The following is a 16,383-nucleotide window of genomic DNA, read 5'->3' as shown; positions in this document are numbered from 1 at the left end:
TACCGCAATAACTTACGGTGACGCCAACATATGCTATTATTATAAACAGTAAAAATATGTTACACAACTAAAATATCAAATAGTCAGCAAATAATTAGTAAATTGAGGAGAAGATAGGTATGACCAGACAAATTCACGAGTTTAATGACATTATTCGAAAACTACGAAAAAATTTGTTCGGTAAAGGACCTGAGCGTATCCAAACGATTTTCGTCAACGATATGGCGATTGCTACTTTATATGGCAACTTGAGTCCGTCAGAACAATTCATAGCGAGAACAGCGGAAGGAAAAGAAATGGTTCATGCTGCGCGTACTCGTATGATCCAAAGTGTTTACGATTCTGCTGCACCAGAAGGGATGGAAGAGTTGGTCGGCGCAAAATTCGTCCATCTGTTTTCAGATATTAAAATTGAAGACGATATTGCCGTATCTGTTTTTCTTTTTGACCGACCGATTGACCAAAAAGGTATCGCGGGAGGCAAGCCAGATGAAACAAGATAAAACACGGAAAATTATGCGCTATGAAAAAGGGTCATTTACCGAAAAAGAAGATCGTGTCGTGGTTGAACAACCTTCAACCATCAAAATCAATGGCAAGGAATTTATCACAATTGTTTGTTCACCTGCACATATGGAAGAAATGGCTATCGGATTTTTAGTTTCTGAACGAATTATTCCAAATTACCAAGCCATTCAAGACATTCGAGTGGATGAAAAAACGGGAACCGTTAATATTACAGCTGAAAAAGTTTATCCATTTTTCGAGCAGTTGCAGAACAAGCGGTTTATTAGTTCTTGCTGTGGCATGAGCCGTCAAGGCTTCGTGTTTGCTCACGACGCCATGATTGCAAAGAAAATGACAGAAGTGCGTGTAACTTTGACACCAGAAAATTGTTTTCAGCTGATGACGGACATGGGCGACACAGCTGAAATGTTCAAACAAACAGGCGGAGTTCATAATGCAGCTCTTTGTGATGCGAATGGCATAATTGTTTCGCGAATGGACATTGGCAGACACAATGCGCTCGACAAAATATATGGCTATTGTTTGATGAATCACATAGACGTGCGTGATAAAGTAATCGTTTTTAGCGGTCGTATTTCTTCTGAAATTTTACTAAAGGTAGCAAAAATTGGCTGTGAAATCGTACTGTCGAAATCTGCTCCGACAGAACTAGCCTTGACACTCGCAGACGACTTAGGCATAACAGCAGTAGGGTTTATTCGCGGTAGCTCGTTTAACTTGTACACACATCCCGAGCGAATTGTCAGCGACAAAGCAACGGCAATACCTGTAAAAAAATGGGGTGACAAATAAAAAGAACGGTGCTATGATTCTAATCGTCTCATTATTTGCAAATTGACAACAAGAAATAATAAGATTATTCAACGATCGGTCTATTGTTTGAATCTCCAAGCTTGGCACAGGAAAAATTGATGGTTTGGCTTTTGGGAAATCATTTTATATAGGGAATATCAATTTTATCAGGAGGTCAAAAAAATGAAAAAGAAGCCGAAAAACAGATGGTTGATTGCATTATCCGCAGTAGGGATACATATTTCGATTGGCTCTGTTTATGCGTGGAGCAATTTTACAAACCCGCTGATTGACCAGTTTGGATGGACGACCAGTCAAGTGCAATTGACGTTTAGCATTGCGATTTTATTCTTAGGATTATCCGCCGCCTTTTTTGGTAGTTTTGTTGAGAAATACGGACCGAGAAAAGCTGGACTTGTCGCTGCACTTTTCTTTGGCACCGGTATTATTGGTTCAGGTTTCGCTGTAAGCGCTTCCTCTTTACCAATGCTTTATGTGTTTTATGGAGCACTCGGTGGAATTGGTCTTGGAATCGGCTATATTGCACCCGTTTCGACATTGGTAAAATGGTTTCCTGACCGTCGTGGTCTTGCAACGGGCTTAGCGATTATGGGCTTTGGTTTTGCAGCAGCAATCAGCAGTCCGATTATGGAAAAGTTGATCACAACTGTCGGAGTCGAGCAAACTTTTTATACATTAGGTGCTGCGTATCTAATTATTATGGTGCTATCTTCTCTATACCTTGAAAAGCCGCAAGAAGGATGGTCACCAGCTGGCTTTGAAGAAAAAGTTAACAGTGGTAAAATCGAACGGAAGACAGATTTGTCTCAGCTGACTGCGAACGAAGCTATCAAAACAAAACGGTTTTACTATTTATGGTTTATGTTGTTTATAAACGTCACCTGTGGAATTGCGATTTTATCGGCTGCAAAACCGATGGCGATTGACAGTATTGGTATGACAACAGTTCAAGCTGCAGCTTTAGTAGGTGTACTTGGAATCTTCAACGGTCTTGGTCGTCTTGGATGGGCTACAATTTCCGATTATATTGGACGTCCGAATACTTATACTGCATTTTTCGTCATTCAAATTGCATTGTTTGCTTTCTTACCCTTTACGACAAATGCAATATTTTTCCAAATCATGTTAGCGATTATCTACACGTGTTACGGCGGAGGATTTGCTTCGATACCAGCTTATATTGCTGATATCTTTGGTACCAAACAGCTAGGAGCAATTCACGGTTATATTTTAACAGCATGGGCAGCAGCTGGACTTGCCGGTCCGTTGTTTGCAGCGTTCATGAAAGATAAAACGGGCAGTTATGAAAGCAGTCTGTTATTCTTTGCCGGTCTATTTATTGTAGCGCTGGTTATTTCATTAGTTATTCGTCTCGATATTCGGAGACTTCAGACTAAAAACAAAGAAATGGCGGTATCCCGAAATACTGAAGTGGTTAGTGATTAATAGGAATTGTCTAACTTCGTTTCCGCTAATTAGTAATAGGTGATGAGCATTTTTGGAAAACCTTGAAAGTAATTATTTTCAAGGTTTTTCCTTTTGTATCAAAAGTCCGATTTGACAGCAATCCCTACTTTGTATAAGTTTAATACGACATAGACCACACTTGAAACGACAAAAGACTTGGCGAATAGAGCAAGATATACATAGTGAAATAAAAAACGAACTTTTGCTTATCCTAAAAGATTGAGGAGCTGAACAATGATGGTTGAAAAACGAACGCCTCTTCCTGTAATAAATGCGGTTGAGCGGGTATTAGAATGCGCTTTGTCACTAGGAACTGAAAAAATAGAACTCGAAGAAAGCTTCGGCCGCATTTTGGCAGAACCAATTATTGCTTCTAGCGATGTGCCATCTTTCGACCGGTCTCCTTATGACGGTTTTGCTATTCGTTCCGTGGACTCTGTGGGAGCAACAGGTGACAATCGCATCGCATTTAAGGTAATTGATCATATTGGCGCGGGAGAAGTATCAACAAAAAAATTAGCAGCTTTTACGGCGATTCGCATTATGACAGGCGCACAGCTTCCAGAAGGGGCTGATGCGGTCGTCATGTTTGAACAATCAGTCGAAACAGAAGAAAGTATGACGATTCGCAAGCCGTTTAAAGCATTGGAAAATGTATCTTTGCAAGGAGAAGATCTTCGGAAAAACGAAGTTGTCATTAACAGTGGGAGTTATATTAATCCAGGAACCATTGCACTTTTGGCGACTTTCGGCTACTCGCAAGTTTTAGTAGCCAAACAACCGTTTGTTGGCATTCTATCAACTGGAACTGAGTTGTTGGCAGTCAATGAGGAACTAGAGCCTGGCAAAATACGAAACAGTAATGGGCCAATGATTGTGGCACAACTAAAGCGAATGGGTATACGCTGTAAAATGTACGGAATATCAATTGATCAACTAGATGAGAGTTACGAAGTGGTCAAAAAAGCGGCAACAGAAACGGATTGCCTGATTACAACAGGTGGCGTTTCTGTCGGTGACTTCGATTTTTTACCGGCAATTTATGAACGACTAGGAGCCGAGGTATTGTTCAATAAAGTAGCGATGAGACCAGGCAGTGTAACAACGGTAGCTGTAGCGAACGGTCGGTACTTGTTTGGTTTATCAGGTAATCCATCTGCATGCTTTACAGGATTTGAATTATTTGTTCGACCTGCACTTTTAAAAATGATGAGTGCCAGTAAACCATACTTGCCGCATACGACAGCGCGACTAGGTGAAAATTTCACTAAAGCCAATCCGTTTACTCGTTTTGTTCGTGCTCTATATGACGGCAAAATTGTGTCGCCAGCTGGATTCAATAAATCCAATGCCGTATCATCCATCGCGCGAGGCAATGCATTGATTGTTTTGCCAGGTGGCACGCGTGGCTACCAGTCAGGTGATTTAGTAGATGTACTGCTTCTCGGTATGGAGGAAGGGTCAGACAAGTGGAAACTGTGAAAGTGTTACAAATGGTCGGTTTTAAAAATAGCGGCAAAACGACCTTGGTTTTGGATTTATTGAAACAAGCAAACGATAAAGGCAAATCAGTTTCAACAATTAAACGTCATGGTCACGAGGGTGCACTTGACATGCCACCAACTGAGACAGACAGTATGCGCTTTTTTACTGAAGGGGCAAACAGCTCGGTTGTTTACGGCGGAGGAGTCATTCAGCTACATCAACGAAAAGAACAAGCGACGCTCGACGAGTTGATTGTCCTTACTTCTTTGGGACATCCAGACTATATTTTCATCGAGGGCTTTAAAGAAGCAAGGTTTGAAAAAATTGTTTTGCTGCGGTCAGCAGACGAGTGGTTACAACTTCAAAGCTTGCAACACATCTCTTTAGTAATCACACAAGAAGTGATCGAACTGGACAATATCCCTGTGATTCTGCAGAATGACAGTAAGCAATTACGTGAGTGGTTTACTAACTGGATGGATGGTGACAGGAATGAAGGCGTTTGAAATCGTAACAGAAGCAATTAATCCTCAAATTTACGCAGATTTTGTATTACGGCCGGAAGCGGGAGCGGTCACTTTGTTTACGGGACATGTTCGTGAATGGACAAAAGGCGTGCGGACACTGCATTTATCATACGAAGCCTATGTACCGATGGCTGAGAAAAAACTGGCGCAAATTGGTGAAGAAATTGAACGGCGCTGGGAAGGAACACAAGTCGCCATTGCGCACCGCATTGGCGAGCTGCAAATTAGCGATATCGCAGTTGTCATCGCAGTTTCGTCCCCTCATCGAAAAACAGCTTACGAAGCAAATGAATACGCGATAGAACGAATCAAGGAAATCGTCCCCATTTGGAAAAAAGAAATTTGGGAAGACGGGGAAGAGTGGATTGGCGATCAAAAGAAGAAACCAGAAGGAGGATTAGCATGATCACCTTATGTTACTTTGCAGGACTCAAAGAACAGACCGGAGTTTCTGAAGAACAAGTCGATATGGCCGGACAGACCGTTGATGATTTGTGGCAGTGGGCAACGACAAAATATCCGGAGTTTCTGTCGGGTGCAGCTCGTTTAGCTGTCAATGAAGAATACGCGTTGCCGACTGATGTCTTAGAAAGAGGGGACGTCGTGGCTTTTATTCCACCCGTTAGCGGAGGATGAAGTCAACTGTCGGAATCTTGCTTGCAGGTGGACTGTCGCGCCGTTTTGGTTCGCCAAAAGCGTTTGCCGAGTTAGCAGGAATCCCTTTTTACGAGCACGCTTATAGAGCATTAACGAATGTCTGTGACCATGTAGTCATTATTACTAGGCCCGAGTTAATCACTCGTTTCCCTTCTAAGTATGATGTCATCACAGATCTAGACTGGATTTCCGGACAAGGCCCCCTTGCTGGAATCTTGTCGGGGATGAACCATATGCAAGCGGATAACTATTTGGTGCTGCCTTGTGATATGCCGTTTGTCGGTCCAGCTGAAACAGCAAAGCTTCTAGCTTTAACCGAAGATTCTTCAAATATATCAGCTGTATGGAACACCACTGAAAAAATTCCTTTGTTCAGTGTTTGGGATACCTGTGTACAAGAACCGCTACAAAAAGAATTAGAAACTGGTCAATTACGTGTGATGAAATTTATGGAAAAAGTGACCACTCAGTGGATAAACTCGTCAGAAATCCATAAAGATCAACTTGTTTTTCGCAACGTGAATCAACCTGACGACTAAAAAGGAGGTGGCGTAATGGCCATTAAACCAGTACAGGACTATTTTCAACGTCCAATACGGGATTTGCGGATTTCAGTCACCGACCGCTGCAATTTCCGTTGTTCGTATTGCATGCCTAAAGAAGTATTTGGTGATGATTATGCATTTTTACCGAAGCAGGAATTGTTGTCATTTGAAGAAATACATCGCTTGACTAAGGTGTTTGTAGCAATGGGCGTTAAAAAGATTCGGTTGACAGGTGGCGAACCTTTAATGCGCAGAGGATTGCCAGAATTGGTTGAGAAAATCCTTTCGGTTGAGGGTGTAGAGGATATTGGACTGACAACAAATGGTTTGCTTCTTGGCAATCAAGCACAGGCGCTATACGATGCTGGACTTCGCCGGTTAAATATTAGTTTAGATGCACTAGATTCGGAGTTGTTTGGAAAGCTGAATGGTAGGGGCATTGATCCATCGCATATCTTAAAACAAATCGATTTTGCGCAACAAGTTGGATTTGAAATCAAAGTCAATATGGTCGTCCAAAAAAATGTCAATGAGCAAGAAATATTGCCGATGACAGCTTATTTCAAAGAACGCGGCATTACCCTAAGGTTTATTGAGTTTATGGATGTTGGCAATGATAATGGCTGGAGCTTTAAAAAAGTTGTCACCAAAAAGCAGATTCTTGAAAAGTTGCAAACAGTCTACAACCTAGAACCCGTCGACAAAGATTATTACGGAGAAGTAGCAAAGCGCTATCGTTTTGAAGAAGGAGAGGCACAAGTAGGATTTATCACATCGGTGTCAGAATCCTTCTGCTCATCTTGTACGCGTGCTCGTTTGTCTTCAGATGGCAAGTTCTATACATGCTTGTTCGCCACAGGGCATTTCGATATTCGTGAACTGCTTCGAAATGGTTTGAGTGACGAAGAGTTATTGGAGAAAATCTCTGCTGTTTGGGAACGTAGAGACGACCGTTATTCAGATGAACGAACTGAACTGACAGCTAAAAACCGTAACAAAATCGGCATGTCGTATATCGGTGGATAAAACGATGCCGATTGCAAAAAAGGCGTTTCCTGAGTATTTACAGGAAGCGCCTTTTTATGTTTACTTTGGGTAAACCGATGTACGTGACTCAGCAAAATCGGTGTGAACAAATCGTGTTCGATGTTCAAGCTATGATAAACCGATGCCGAGTAAAAATCAACGTTCAGTGGCAAGTTTTCTGACCGGTACGATTTCATGCATCACCAATGCATTAATTTTCCAAGATTTAATTTGGGTCATTGTTAGCTGCTACAGGGGTGGGTTTTCAAACCTACCAGCGTTTGTTGGAACCGTTTTTGGTACAAAAAAATTAGGAGCAATTCACGGTTATTTATTGACGACTTGGTCATATTATTGGGCCAGCCATCGTTTCATAAATTCATCAGCATACAGAAAGCTATGTTCCTGTGTTCTACTTTTTCATTGTCTTGGTGTCAATTGGCTTCCTAATTTCTTTGTTAATCCGCTGGGGTATCTAAAGGGGGACATCTTCAACAACGTAATAACTAATTAACTAAAAAGTAGTATTTTGAAAGGGATTCTGTAGTCGCTAATGAAGCTATAGAAAAGGCGAGAAAAATCTTTATTTTCCAGAAAGACACGTCTTTTTTAGAGCTTTCTTAATACGTATCCGGTCAGTTCCTCATCACAAAAATCAAATGTCTGCCACTCCTTCGATCTTGTCGATAGGAAAATCCAGTCGGTTCTAGAAACGTACAAGTTTTATCTACGTGAATATTTTTGGGAGAAACGCCTGCTAGTTCGCATTGTTTTTTGACTATGGCTTGATTGTCAATATGGTATTTTTTCGTATCTTCGTTAACATACATAAAATTACTTGCGTAGCCAAGAGCATCGAACTTTAAATAGACGTCTCGATCGACCTCGAATTGTTGTTGACTAATAGCTGCACCAATTTGAATTTCCAAGTTAGCAGGATCGCATTGTTCAACCTCAATTAATTGGTGAAGCAATTTGAATGTAATTTCTTTGATGGTACCTTGCCAACCAGAATGAACAACACCAATCAAACCGGCTTTTCTATCATGAATAATTACAGGAACGCAGTCAGCTGCGAAACTGCACAATACGATGCCCGTATCAAATGTATAAAGAGCGTCCGTATCAGAAAAAGCATCTTCTGCATCGTATGCTCCACGTCCCTTATCTTTTTGTGATACGCGACGGAAATTGGCGCTGTGCGTCTGTTGTGCACAAATAAAACTAGCCAGAGGTACCGCTAGAAAATCGGCTAATTTTTGTCGGTTATCAATTATTGTTTGTGTGTTTTCACAAGCATGTAATGCCATGTTATTGCTTTCAGGTTCGGTCAGGTCTTTTACCGTCATGCCTGAAACAAGTTGTTTATCCTGAACATAAAATGTCGCTTTCATTTTCATCACCTTTTCTTAATATAAACGATGTTAAATCAGATGTACAGAAGAGTAAAACTCTAAAAAAACAGCCTCCCACTACTCGTAGTGGAAAGCTGTTTTTAGGACTAAATTGACGATGTCGATTGAACAAGGGCTTCATCAACGGAAACGAATGTAAAACCAAGATCTTTGGCAACAGCTTCATAAGTAACATGACCGTTCGCCGTGTTAACGCCCAGTTTTAGTGCTGGATTTTCTGCAACAGCTTTTTGAACACCTTTGTTCGCCATTTGAAGTGCATAGCCCACTGTGACATTTGTCAAAGCGATGGTTGATGTACGCGGAACAGCTCCAGGCATATTCGCAACTGCATAATGAACGACTTCGTGTTTAACGTAAGTCGGGTCGTCATGTGTACTGATGCGATCTGTTGTTTCGAAAATTCCGCCTTGGTCGATAGCGATATCGACAATTACAGAACCAGGGTTCATCGATTGAACCATTTCTTCTGTTACTAATTTAGGAGCTTTTGATCCTGGAATCAGTACAGCGCCAATAACTAAGTCAGATTCTTTAACCGCTTGGGCAATATTGAACGGGTTGGAAATCAATGTGGTCACATCCGTACCAAAAATATCATCCAATTGACGAAGACGTTCTGGACTCAAATCAATGATTGTTACTTGTGCACCAAGACCAATCGCCATTTTCGCGGCGTTAGTTCCTGCCACGCCGCCGCCAATAATAGTCACTTTTCCGCGTTGAACGCCGGGTACACCAGATAACAGAATCCCTTTGCCACCATATATTTTTTCGAGGAACTGGGCACCAACTTGAGCAGCCATTCTTCCAGCTACTTCACTCATTGGCGTTAATAAAGGAAGTGTCCGGTTTACCGATACGGTTTCATAGGCAATCGCTGTCACTTTGCTGTCTACTAATGCTTGAGTTAACGCAGGTTCAGCTGCAAGGTGGAGGTAAGTAAACAACACCAAATCTTGACGGAAGTAGTGGTATTCAGAGGCAACGGGCTCTTTTACTTTCATCACCATTTCTGCAGACCAAGCTTCTTGCGCTGTGTCGACCATTTGAGCGCCAGTCGCGATATAGTCAGCATCTGTGAAACTGCTTCCTAAACCAGCACCTGTTTCGATGATAACTTGATGACCAGCTCTAACAAAAGCATCGGCACCAGCAGGCGTAATTGCTACACGGCTTTCGTTGTTCTTGATTTCTTTTGGAATTCCAATAATCATTTTTATTCCTCCTATGAAACGAATGGTGTAGATATCCATAAGTATAGCTGTATGCTTGCTAGACTGCATTGGATGAAACAAAGAAAATAACGCTTTGCTTTTGTGAAATTTCACAAAAGCTTATTTCTTATCCATTTTGCGCATGTTCAAATCCAGATAGATACCTAGTTTTTCATGAACATTTGTCAAACGGACACTGCCTATTTCCGAAATGCGCTTTATCCGATAATGCAATGTGTTAGTATGCACAAACAGCTTTTTAGCAGCATCGTTCATATTGCTATCTTGTTGAATAAAAACTTCAAGTGTCTTCAGTAAATTGGTTTTGTGCAGGCTATCATATGCCTCGAGCTTAGCAATTGCCGGGTGTTCATGGCGCTTGTCTCTCTGTTCTTTCGGCATCAAGTTCAAGTACCTAAAAGCACCGAGTTGTCTAAAGTGAAACACATCTTCTAGTTCTTCAGGAAAGTCTTGTTTTAGCTTTAGCACGGTCACGGCTTCTTGATAACTCATTTCCGCTTTGCCAAAATCATTATAGCTTGTACCCAAACTGCCTCTGACGCCCGAAATAGAAAAGCGATTAGCCATTTCAGATGTAAAGTAGGAAATAAAGCCTTCAAAAGCATGATCGCCAGATTGGGAGGCATGAGGAGAAGCGATTAAAATCAATTCATTGTCGATAATTACTAAAAAGTGATTAGTGATTTTTTGACTAGTAGTGATCAAATAGGAAATTTGCTCTTCTATTTTCCGTGTAATGTCTTGGTCAAAACGAAAAACAAGAACAGTAAAGCGATCGGGTATTTTCAAGTTCAGTTCGTAAAATTTTTCTTGAATATCCTTTGATGACTTGTAGTGGCCACTCAAAATTTTCCATAATAAATCCTGATAGTGTTCTTCTTTTCTTTTGAGGTTTTGATGAAGTTTAGCCATCAAAGGTGTCGCTGCAATAGCCGCGTCTTTCAATAGCTTTAGTTGAATATCATTTAATTTTTTGACGCCTTCAACAATCCAAATATAGCCTAAAATCTCGTTATCCTTCCGAATGGCAATCGCTACACGGTCGCGAAGACCAATGTCTTCAATATGTGGAATGCGCAAGGCACAATCTGATTGCATCAATTTTGGGATAATGCCTTCTCTCCAAAGACGATTGATCACTTTTTCAGGTACGCGTTGAGAGATAATCGTACCAATTCGCGCGGAATCAGTATCCACTTCATGAGAGCTATAAGCATGTAGACGGTGGTTTGTATCCTCAATCGTCGTTGGGCACCCTAAATTTTCTTGGATGCTGTCAACGAGCTCTTTCAAATCGAAAAATGATTTCTTAAATGGATTTTTGAATGACATTTCGTACATAAAGCAACTCCTTTAGCGATTTGTACTTGTTAAAACCATAGTCACTTTAGTATAACGAAAAACCACAGCTTACTCTAGCGTATGCTGAGGTTTGAGGTATTAGCCTGTCCAAAAAAGCTTCTATAAATCGGGAGGAAAGGAGTTTATCTTTTAGTTAAAACGCCACTTTTCACCAGATTAGCTAAGGTACCATCATTTCTATAACGGAAATAGCTACTAAGGCGATTTAAGTCTTTTTGTGTCCAAGTCGTATATGCGTTATTTAACTCATAATCTTGTTCGAGTCGTAGCACGAGAGTTTTGGCGAATTGAATTTGTTTGAATGTCAATGACTTTTCGTCAACTTTTCCTTTGTTGGCATTGAGTTGCTTTATAACTTCTGAAGGAGAGTTGATTGTTTTTTGGATTTTATCCGTGTAGAAGCCTTGTTTGATCCAACGAATATCGTCTGCCGTCAGGTTAAACCATTCGCCTTCTAATCTTTTGTCAGAGAAATGCAGATGAAATGCGCTTTCAGTTTGATGATGATCAGCAGTCTTAATAAGAAATATTAATTTGTTTTCAAACGGCAGTTTAACATTGAAGACGTTCATACGTTTATCGATTTGCTTTGTTTTACCAATCTTAAAAGAACCTGTTATATGTTCTTGAACAAAATAAACGTAGCCGGGTGCTTTGCCTGTTACTAGAGGAAGCTTAATAATTTGATCTAACTGTTGTTGATTAGCTTCAAAAAGATAACTTTTTTCTGCAGCTATTTTATTGCCGGAGCTATTTGCGGAAAGGATAGGTGAGGACGATTTAAAAATGCTGAGAAACTTTTTTAACATGGCAAGTGCCTCCTTAAGGTGAGTAGAAAATTACTGCTTGCCATTCATTATAGTATAGGTAAACTCTATTTAGTGGATGGAAGTACAAAAAATGTAAAACATCTAACTAAACAGGGGATGTATGGGAAAAGGTTAACGTAGTTTAGAAAAAGGTTGACTTAAAGCACACTTGTCGGTCGAAGAAAAAAGATAGAGATCATTTTTATGGCAAAACAACCAGAACTAACGCTAGCAAGTTTAGTGTTTGGAAAAGGTTTCAACAGTGTGTCGGTGCTCACCTTTGTATGGTTACTAGTATTTTTCTTTACTCAATACGATTCATTGCCCGAACAGGTGCCAGTGCATTACAACGGAGCGAGTGAAGTTGATCGGTGGGGAGGAAAATCTGAACTATTCAATCTGCCAGTAATTGGTGCTGCGTTATGGATCAGTATGACAATACTCGAAAAGTATGTGCACTTGTACAATTATTTCAAATTAACGACAGAGAGTGCAAAGCTTTACTATGAAAATGGTCGATAAATGATCAATGTATTAAAAAATGAAACACTAATTTTATTCAGCTTTATCAATTTCCAGAATGTCCAAATAGCTTCTGGAGTTGAAGCAAAATTTTCATACTTACTCGTCTAATCGTAATACTTGAAGCGATCTTGTTCTTTATAATCCACGTGCCTCAAAATTAACTCGTCACTAGAAAAGAGCAGTTAGAAGTTGGTGAATTCGAATGATTTGTTTAAAATCAGTAGCTTTTTAAAAATAAGTTGATTTGGTAATAGTTTGTTCACATTTACTTTGTATACTGAAGCTATGAAAAGCCTTTGGAGGATGATCAAGATGACTGAAACTTCATGTTGTGCAATACGAAAAGTGCAAACAGCCAGTGAAATTGTCGAAAATCTGAAAAAACAGGGGATTAATGCAGAATTGTGTAAAAAGTCTGCAAGTCTGCAAGGTGTTTAGTAAAAAAACTCGCTGGCCATATTAGCCAGCGAGTTTTTAAGGATTAGTTAATAACTTAATGCTTTTTCATACATCCATCTTTTTAAATTACCGATTGAATGAAAAGAGATGGCTTCTCCTGTTTCCTTATGCTCCGCTTTAATAATGACGTCGAACTCATTCGGGGTGAATAACCAACCATCTTCCACTAATGCACGTGCCATTTTTACAATCATGCTCGAGCCTCTAATTGAGTCTAGGTTCATATTGACCATCTCCTTTTCTAGGTAGTTAATGCTTATTGTATTCTATTTGACGGAATTTTAAAACTATTATTTTGGAACTGAAAAAAACGGTCTATCTGTGTTTAATACTATTCCCAGTTGTTTAAAAATCCAAACTATTTTACCTGATTTCAAGTCAAAAAAAAAACCTTGTCACAGAATTGTGACAAGGTTTTTCGTTTTCTCACTAGCTATCTTATTCTTTCGTTAACTGGCTAACGATTACTCTCACTGCTTTTTCGATATAAGGATCTCTTCCGGTTTTTAAAACTGCCGGAACAAAAGTACGTTGCTTCATCATTTCATAGTAACCGTACATGCCGTCTTCTAACGATATGCCTTGCTCAACTAGAAAAGAAGAGTTTAAAATCCTCCGTAGAGATGCTTCATCTTGCTCAATTACGAGCGCAGGGGAGTGCGGATTAAAATCTCCATCGATGATACCGTTTTCATAAAAAGAGTGAAGTGTGACTAACCGCTCGTTCGCTAATGCTAATTTCCGTTCATAGAATGTCGGGCATACTGACTTTAATTCAGTTAAATATATTTCAGACGCGTAAACAGCAGAGAACACCGTTTGTTCAAATACAGCTGGCAACCGCTGAATATAAGGATAACAAGAATTGTTGATAAACTGGTTGCTTCTATTCAAGTAGTCGATATAGATTTCCGTCACTTCTAGGATGATGTCTTCTTTAGATGCGAAAAAATTATACAAAGAAGCGCGGCTAATACCCATTAATCGTGCCAAATCTTGAATTGTCAACGTAATAAATCCCTCTGTACGAACGGTTTCTATAATTTTTTCAGTATAGGTACGGCGCATAATCTGCCGTTCTTCTGGTGAAATTTTCCGCATCTAAACACCTCCATCTTGTGAAAATTATAACACAAGAAAACCGTGAGCAGATGTCCTTTTTTCTTCATTGTTTAAACAGGCTGTAAGGGTGGTAAACAGTTAGAGTGTAATAATAATAGACAGTTTTTATGTTAATCGTCTAAAGTGATGGGAATGGAGTTGACGAATATGGCATTAGGGAAAACTGCAATCGTTACAGGTGCAAGCAGTGGTATCGGTCAAGCGACGGCGAAGGAATTAGCTAGCAAAGGCTATCATGTGCTACTTGCTGCAAGACGGGAAGATCGATTGATCGCCTTAAAAAAAGAGATTGAAGCTGCTGGTGGTACGGCAGATTATAAAATTACAGATGTTACTTCTCGAAGTGAAATGACTGCATTAATAGAAGCTGGGCTCGAGACAAACGGTACGATTGATGTATTGGTGAATAATGCCGGATTAATGCCTTTATCATTTATGAATAAGCTAAAAGTTGATGAATGGGACAAAATGATTGATGTCAATATCAAAGGTGTTCTTTATGGAATTGCTGCTGTGTTGCCAGTTATGGAAAAACAAAAATTTGGTCATATTTTAACTATTTCATCCGTGGCAGGTCATACAATTTCTAAAGGAAGTGCGGTATACAGCGGTACCAAGTTTGCAGTTCGTGCGATTACAGAAGGGTTGCGTCAAGAAATTGATCCTTCACATGAAATTCGCGTGACGATTGTGTCACCAGGAGCGGTTGAAACCGAATTGACCGATACGATTACAGACGAAGATATAATAACTGCTTTTAAAAATGGTCAACCGATGGAAATGCTTAAAGCACAAGATATTGCCAATGCGATCGCTTTTGCCGTGGAACAACCGGCATATGTGGACGTTAATGAGATTTTGATTCGCCCTAGACAACAACCGTAAATCAAAAAAAAGAATGGAGACGATCCAAGTGAAAACCGATTTTTCAAAAATTTATATAAATGGTGAATGGATTCAAGGTTCTAGTAATAACCAGATGAAAAATACCAATCCATTTACTGGTGAAGAACTAGTAATCACACAAGCTGCCGATAAAAGTGATTTAGATTTGGCTTATAAAGCTGCTGCAGAAGCACAAGTTGAATGGGCAAAAGAACTACCGCAAAACAAACGAGCGGTTATTGAAAAAGCAATAGAAGTCATGCAGGAGAACAAAGAGCTAATTATTGACTGGTTAGTTAAAGAAGCAGGCAGTACTGTGATTAAAGCAACAGTTGAGTTTGGTGCGTCAGTTAACATCTTGAAAGAAGCAGCAACTTTCCCTTACCGGATGGAAGGTAAAATTCTTCCTTCGCAACAAGCAGGTAAAGAAAACCGTGTATACCGCAATGCACTAGGAGTTATCGGTATTATTAGCCCGTGGAATTTCCCATTCCATTTAGCGATTCGTTCTATCGCGCCTGCTATTGCAACTGGCAATGCGGTTGTGATCAAACCTGCAACCGATACACCCGTAACAGGTGGATTGTTGTTTGCCAGCATTTTCGAAGCAGCTGGATTGCCCAAAGGTCTATTAAACGTCGTAGTTGGACGTGGTTCAGAAATCGGTGATGACATTGTAACGCATCCAACACCGCGTTTGATTTCCTTTACTGGGTCTACGCCAGTCGGAAAGCGTATTGGTGAGCTCGCGGGTGGCGCGTTAAAGAAAACTGCGTTAGAACTTGGTGGAAACAATAATTTTATCGTCTTAAAAGATGCTGATGTAGATCAGGCTGTCGATTCCGCATTATTCGGTAAATTCTATCACCAAGGTCAAATTTGTATGTCTATCAACCGCATTTTTGTTCATCAAGATATTTATGACGATTTCGCAGAGCAGTTCATTACACGTGCTAGCAAATTAAAATTCGGAAATCCTGCCGAACAAGATACGCAAGTCGGACCGCTGATTAACCGCGATCAAGTCGACCGGATTCTCAAAGACATCAATGCAAGTGTGGAGCAAGGTGCCCAAATTCGTCTTGGAGGACAAGCGGATGGCAATGTGCTAGAACCAACTGTTCTAACTGGCGTTACAAATGATATGCCTCTTGCAGAAAATGAAATTTTTGGTCCTGTAGCAATTCTGATTCCTTTTGATAGCGACGAGGAAGTCGTGAAGATGGCAAATGCTTATCCGTATGGATTGAGCGGAGCTGTCCATTCCTCAAATATCGAATACGGAACGACCATCGCTCATCAAATCCACACGGGCATGATTCATGTAAACGATCAATCGGTTAACGATGAAGCGCATATGCCGTTTGGTGGAGAAAAAGATTCAGGTCTAGGCCGTTTCAATGGTGAATGGGTACTAGAAGAGTTTACAACGTTAAAATGGCTATCGGTTCAACATCAACGTCGTGAATATGGACCATTTGTTACTAACACCAAAAAATAAAAGACTGTGACATCGGCAG

19 protein-coding genes and 1 pseudogene are annotated in these 16,383 nt (G+C 40.3%); 13 read left to right on the top strand and 7 right to left on the bottom strand.

Annotation, left to right across the window (positions count from 1 at the left end; translation table 11 throughout):
- The first annotated feature begins 119 nt into the window (after window positions 1-119).
- The 9 genes from AJGP001_RS08930 to moaA all read left to right on the top strand — a co-directional run bounded on the left by AJGP001_RS08930 (window position 120) and on the right by moaA (window position 7,048).
- On the top strand, window positions 120-503 hold the full coding sequence (locus tag AJGP001_RS08930; RefSeq protein ID WP_071153778.1) for a Na-translocating system protein MpsC family protein: 384 nt from the start codon (window positions 120-122) through the stop codon (window positions 501-503).
- Window positions 490-1,320 carry a formate dehydrogenase accessory sulfurtransferase FdhD gene (gene fdhD, locus AJGP001_RS08925; RefSeq protein ID WP_078080431.1) on the top strand — a complete coding sequence of 277 codons (831 nt, stop codon included), beginning with the start codon at window positions 490-492 and terminating at the stop codon, window positions 1,318-1,320. The genes AJGP001_RS08930 and fdhD overlap by 14 nt, the downstream gene beginning before the upstream one ends.
- 183 nt (window positions 1,321-1,503) lie before the next feature.
- Window positions 1,504-2,787 (top strand): L-lactate MFS transporter, encoded by a 1,284-nt coding sequence (locus tag AJGP001_RS08920; protein ID WP_078080430.1) that lies wholly within the window; start codon window positions 1,504-1,506, stop codon window positions 2,785-2,787.
- 258 nt (window positions 2,788-3,045) lie between these two features.
- A complete protein-coding gene (locus AJGP001_RS08915) occupies window positions 3,046-4,290 on the top strand; it encodes a molybdopterin molybdotransferase MoeA (protein WP_078080831.1) in 1,245 nt (414 codons plus the stop codon).
- Window positions 4,278-4,799 (top strand): molybdopterin-guanine dinucleotide biosynthesis protein B, encoded by a 522-nt coding sequence (gene mobB / locus AJGP001_RS08910; protein WP_078080429.1) that lies wholly within the window; start codon window positions 4,278-4,280, stop codon window positions 4,797-4,799. The genes AJGP001_RS08915 and mobB overlap by 13 nt, the downstream gene beginning before the upstream one ends.
- The gene (locus AJGP001_RS08905; protein WP_058385322.1) at window positions 4,786-5,226 is read left to right on the top strand and encodes a molybdenum cofactor biosynthesis protein MoaE; all 441 of its coding nucleotides are present in this window, start codon (window positions 4,786-4,788) and stop codon (window positions 5,224-5,226) included. The genes mobB and AJGP001_RS08905 overlap by 14 nt, the downstream gene beginning before the upstream one ends.
- Window positions 5,223-5,456, top strand: a complete 234-nt coding sequence (gene moaD / locus AJGP001_RS08900) for a molybdopterin converting factor subunit 1 (protein WP_071154289.1) — start codon at window positions 5,223-5,225, stop codon at window positions 5,454-5,456. The genes AJGP001_RS08905 and moaD overlap by 4 nt, the downstream gene beginning before the upstream one ends.
- Window positions 5,453-6,016, top strand: a complete 564-nt coding sequence (locus tag AJGP001_RS08895; RefSeq protein WP_078080428.1) for a molybdenum cofactor guanylyltransferase — start codon at window positions 5,453-5,455, stop codon at window positions 6,014-6,016. The genes moaD and AJGP001_RS08895 overlap by 4 nt, the downstream gene beginning before the upstream one ends.
- Window positions 6,017-6,031: 15 nt before the next feature.
- Window positions 6,032-7,048, top strand: a complete 1,017-nt coding sequence (moaA, locus tag AJGP001_RS08890; protein WP_071154290.1) for a GTP 3',8-cyclase MoaA — start codon at window positions 6,032-6,034, stop codon at window positions 7,046-7,048.
- Window positions 7,049-7,143: 95 nt separating this feature from the next.
- Here moaA and AJGP001_RS17755 read toward each other — a convergent pair.
- The 5 genes and pseudogenes from AJGP001_RS17755 to AJGP001_RS08860 form a co-directional block, all read right to left on the bottom strand.
- Window positions 7,144-7,227: pseudogene (locus AJGP001_RS17755) on the bottom strand (citrate/2-methylcitrate synthase); the annotation flags it as partial.
- Between the two features lie 456 nt (window positions 7,228-7,683).
- Entirely contained in the window at window positions 7,684-8,442 is a 759-nt protein-coding gene (pgeF, locus tag AJGP001_RS08875) for a peptidoglycan editing factor PgeF (protein ID WP_071154291.1), read from the bottom strand.
- Between the two features lie 107 nt (window positions 8,443-8,549).
- Window positions 8,550-9,680: an alanine dehydrogenase gene (gene ald, locus AJGP001_RS08870; RefSeq protein WP_058385327.1), complete on the bottom strand. Its 1,131-nt coding sequence runs from the start codon at window positions 9,678-9,680 to the stop codon at window positions 8,550-8,552.
- A gap of 120 nt (window positions 9,681-9,800) precedes the next feature.
- Entirely contained in the window at window positions 9,801-11,042 is a 1,242-nt protein-coding gene (locus AJGP001_RS08865; RefSeq protein ID WP_078080427.1) for a PucR family transcriptional regulator, read from the bottom strand.
- A gap of 143 nt (window positions 11,043-11,185) precedes the next feature.
- Window positions 11,186-11,872: a GIY-YIG nuclease family protein gene (locus AJGP001_RS08860; protein ID WP_078080426.1), complete on the bottom strand. Its 687-nt coding sequence runs from the start codon at window positions 11,870-11,872 to the stop codon at window positions 11,186-11,188.
- Window positions 11,873-12,076: 204 nt separating this feature from the next.
- On the opposite strand from AJGP001_RS08860, the gene AJGP001_RS08855 reads away from it, so the two are divergent.
- Both AJGP001_RS08855 and AJGP001_RS17710 read left to right on the top strand, forming a co-directional pair.
- Window positions 12,077-12,394: a DUF1648 domain-containing protein gene (locus tag AJGP001_RS08855; RefSeq protein WP_078080425.1), complete on the top strand. Its 318-nt coding sequence runs from the start codon at window positions 12,077-12,079 to the stop codon at window positions 12,392-12,394.
- Window positions 12,395-12,709: 315 nt separating this feature from the next.
- Window positions 12,710-12,835 (top strand): hypothetical protein, encoded by a 126-nt coding sequence (locus AJGP001_RS17710; RefSeq protein ID WP_256204387.1) that lies wholly within the window; start codon window positions 12,710-12,712, stop codon window positions 12,833-12,835.
- A gap of 47 nt (window positions 12,836-12,882) precedes the next feature.
- Here the strand turns inward: AJGP001_RS17710 and AJGP001_RS17505 are convergent, their stop codons facing one another.
- Window positions 12,883-13,050, bottom strand: a complete 168-nt coding sequence (locus AJGP001_RS17505; RefSeq protein WP_169835265.1) for a hypothetical protein — start codon at window positions 13,048-13,050, stop codon at window positions 12,883-12,885.
- A 244-nt stretch (window positions 13,051-13,294) separates the two neighbouring features.
- On the bottom strand, window positions 13,295-13,957 hold the full coding sequence (locus tag AJGP001_RS08845; RefSeq protein ID WP_071154292.1) for a TetR/AcrR family transcriptional regulator: 663 nt from the start codon (window positions 13,955-13,957) through the stop codon (window positions 13,295-13,297).
- Window positions 13,958-14,125: 168 nt separating this feature from the next.
- Between AJGP001_RS08845 and AJGP001_RS08840 the strand changes: the two genes are divergently transcribed.
- On the top strand, window positions 14,126-14,863 hold the full coding sequence (locus tag AJGP001_RS08840; protein ID WP_071154293.1) for an SDR family oxidoreductase: 738 nt from the start codon (window positions 14,126-14,128) through the stop codon (window positions 14,861-14,863).
- Window positions 14,864-14,891: 28 nt separating this feature from the next.
- On the top strand, window positions 14,892-16,364 hold the full coding sequence (locus tag AJGP001_RS08835; RefSeq protein ID WP_071154294.1) for an aldehyde dehydrogenase family protein: 1,473 nt from the start codon (window positions 14,892-14,894) through the stop codon (window positions 16,362-16,364).
- Window positions 16,365-16,383 lie beyond the last annotated feature (19 nt).

The organism is Planococcus faecalis (genome assembly GCF_002009235.1).
GTDB lineage: Bacteria > Bacillota > Bacilli > Bacillales_A > Planococcaceae > Planococcus > Planococcus kocurii.
Note: the sequence above shows the minus strand (reverse complement) of the source record. Positions and strands in the feature narration are given on the sequence as shown.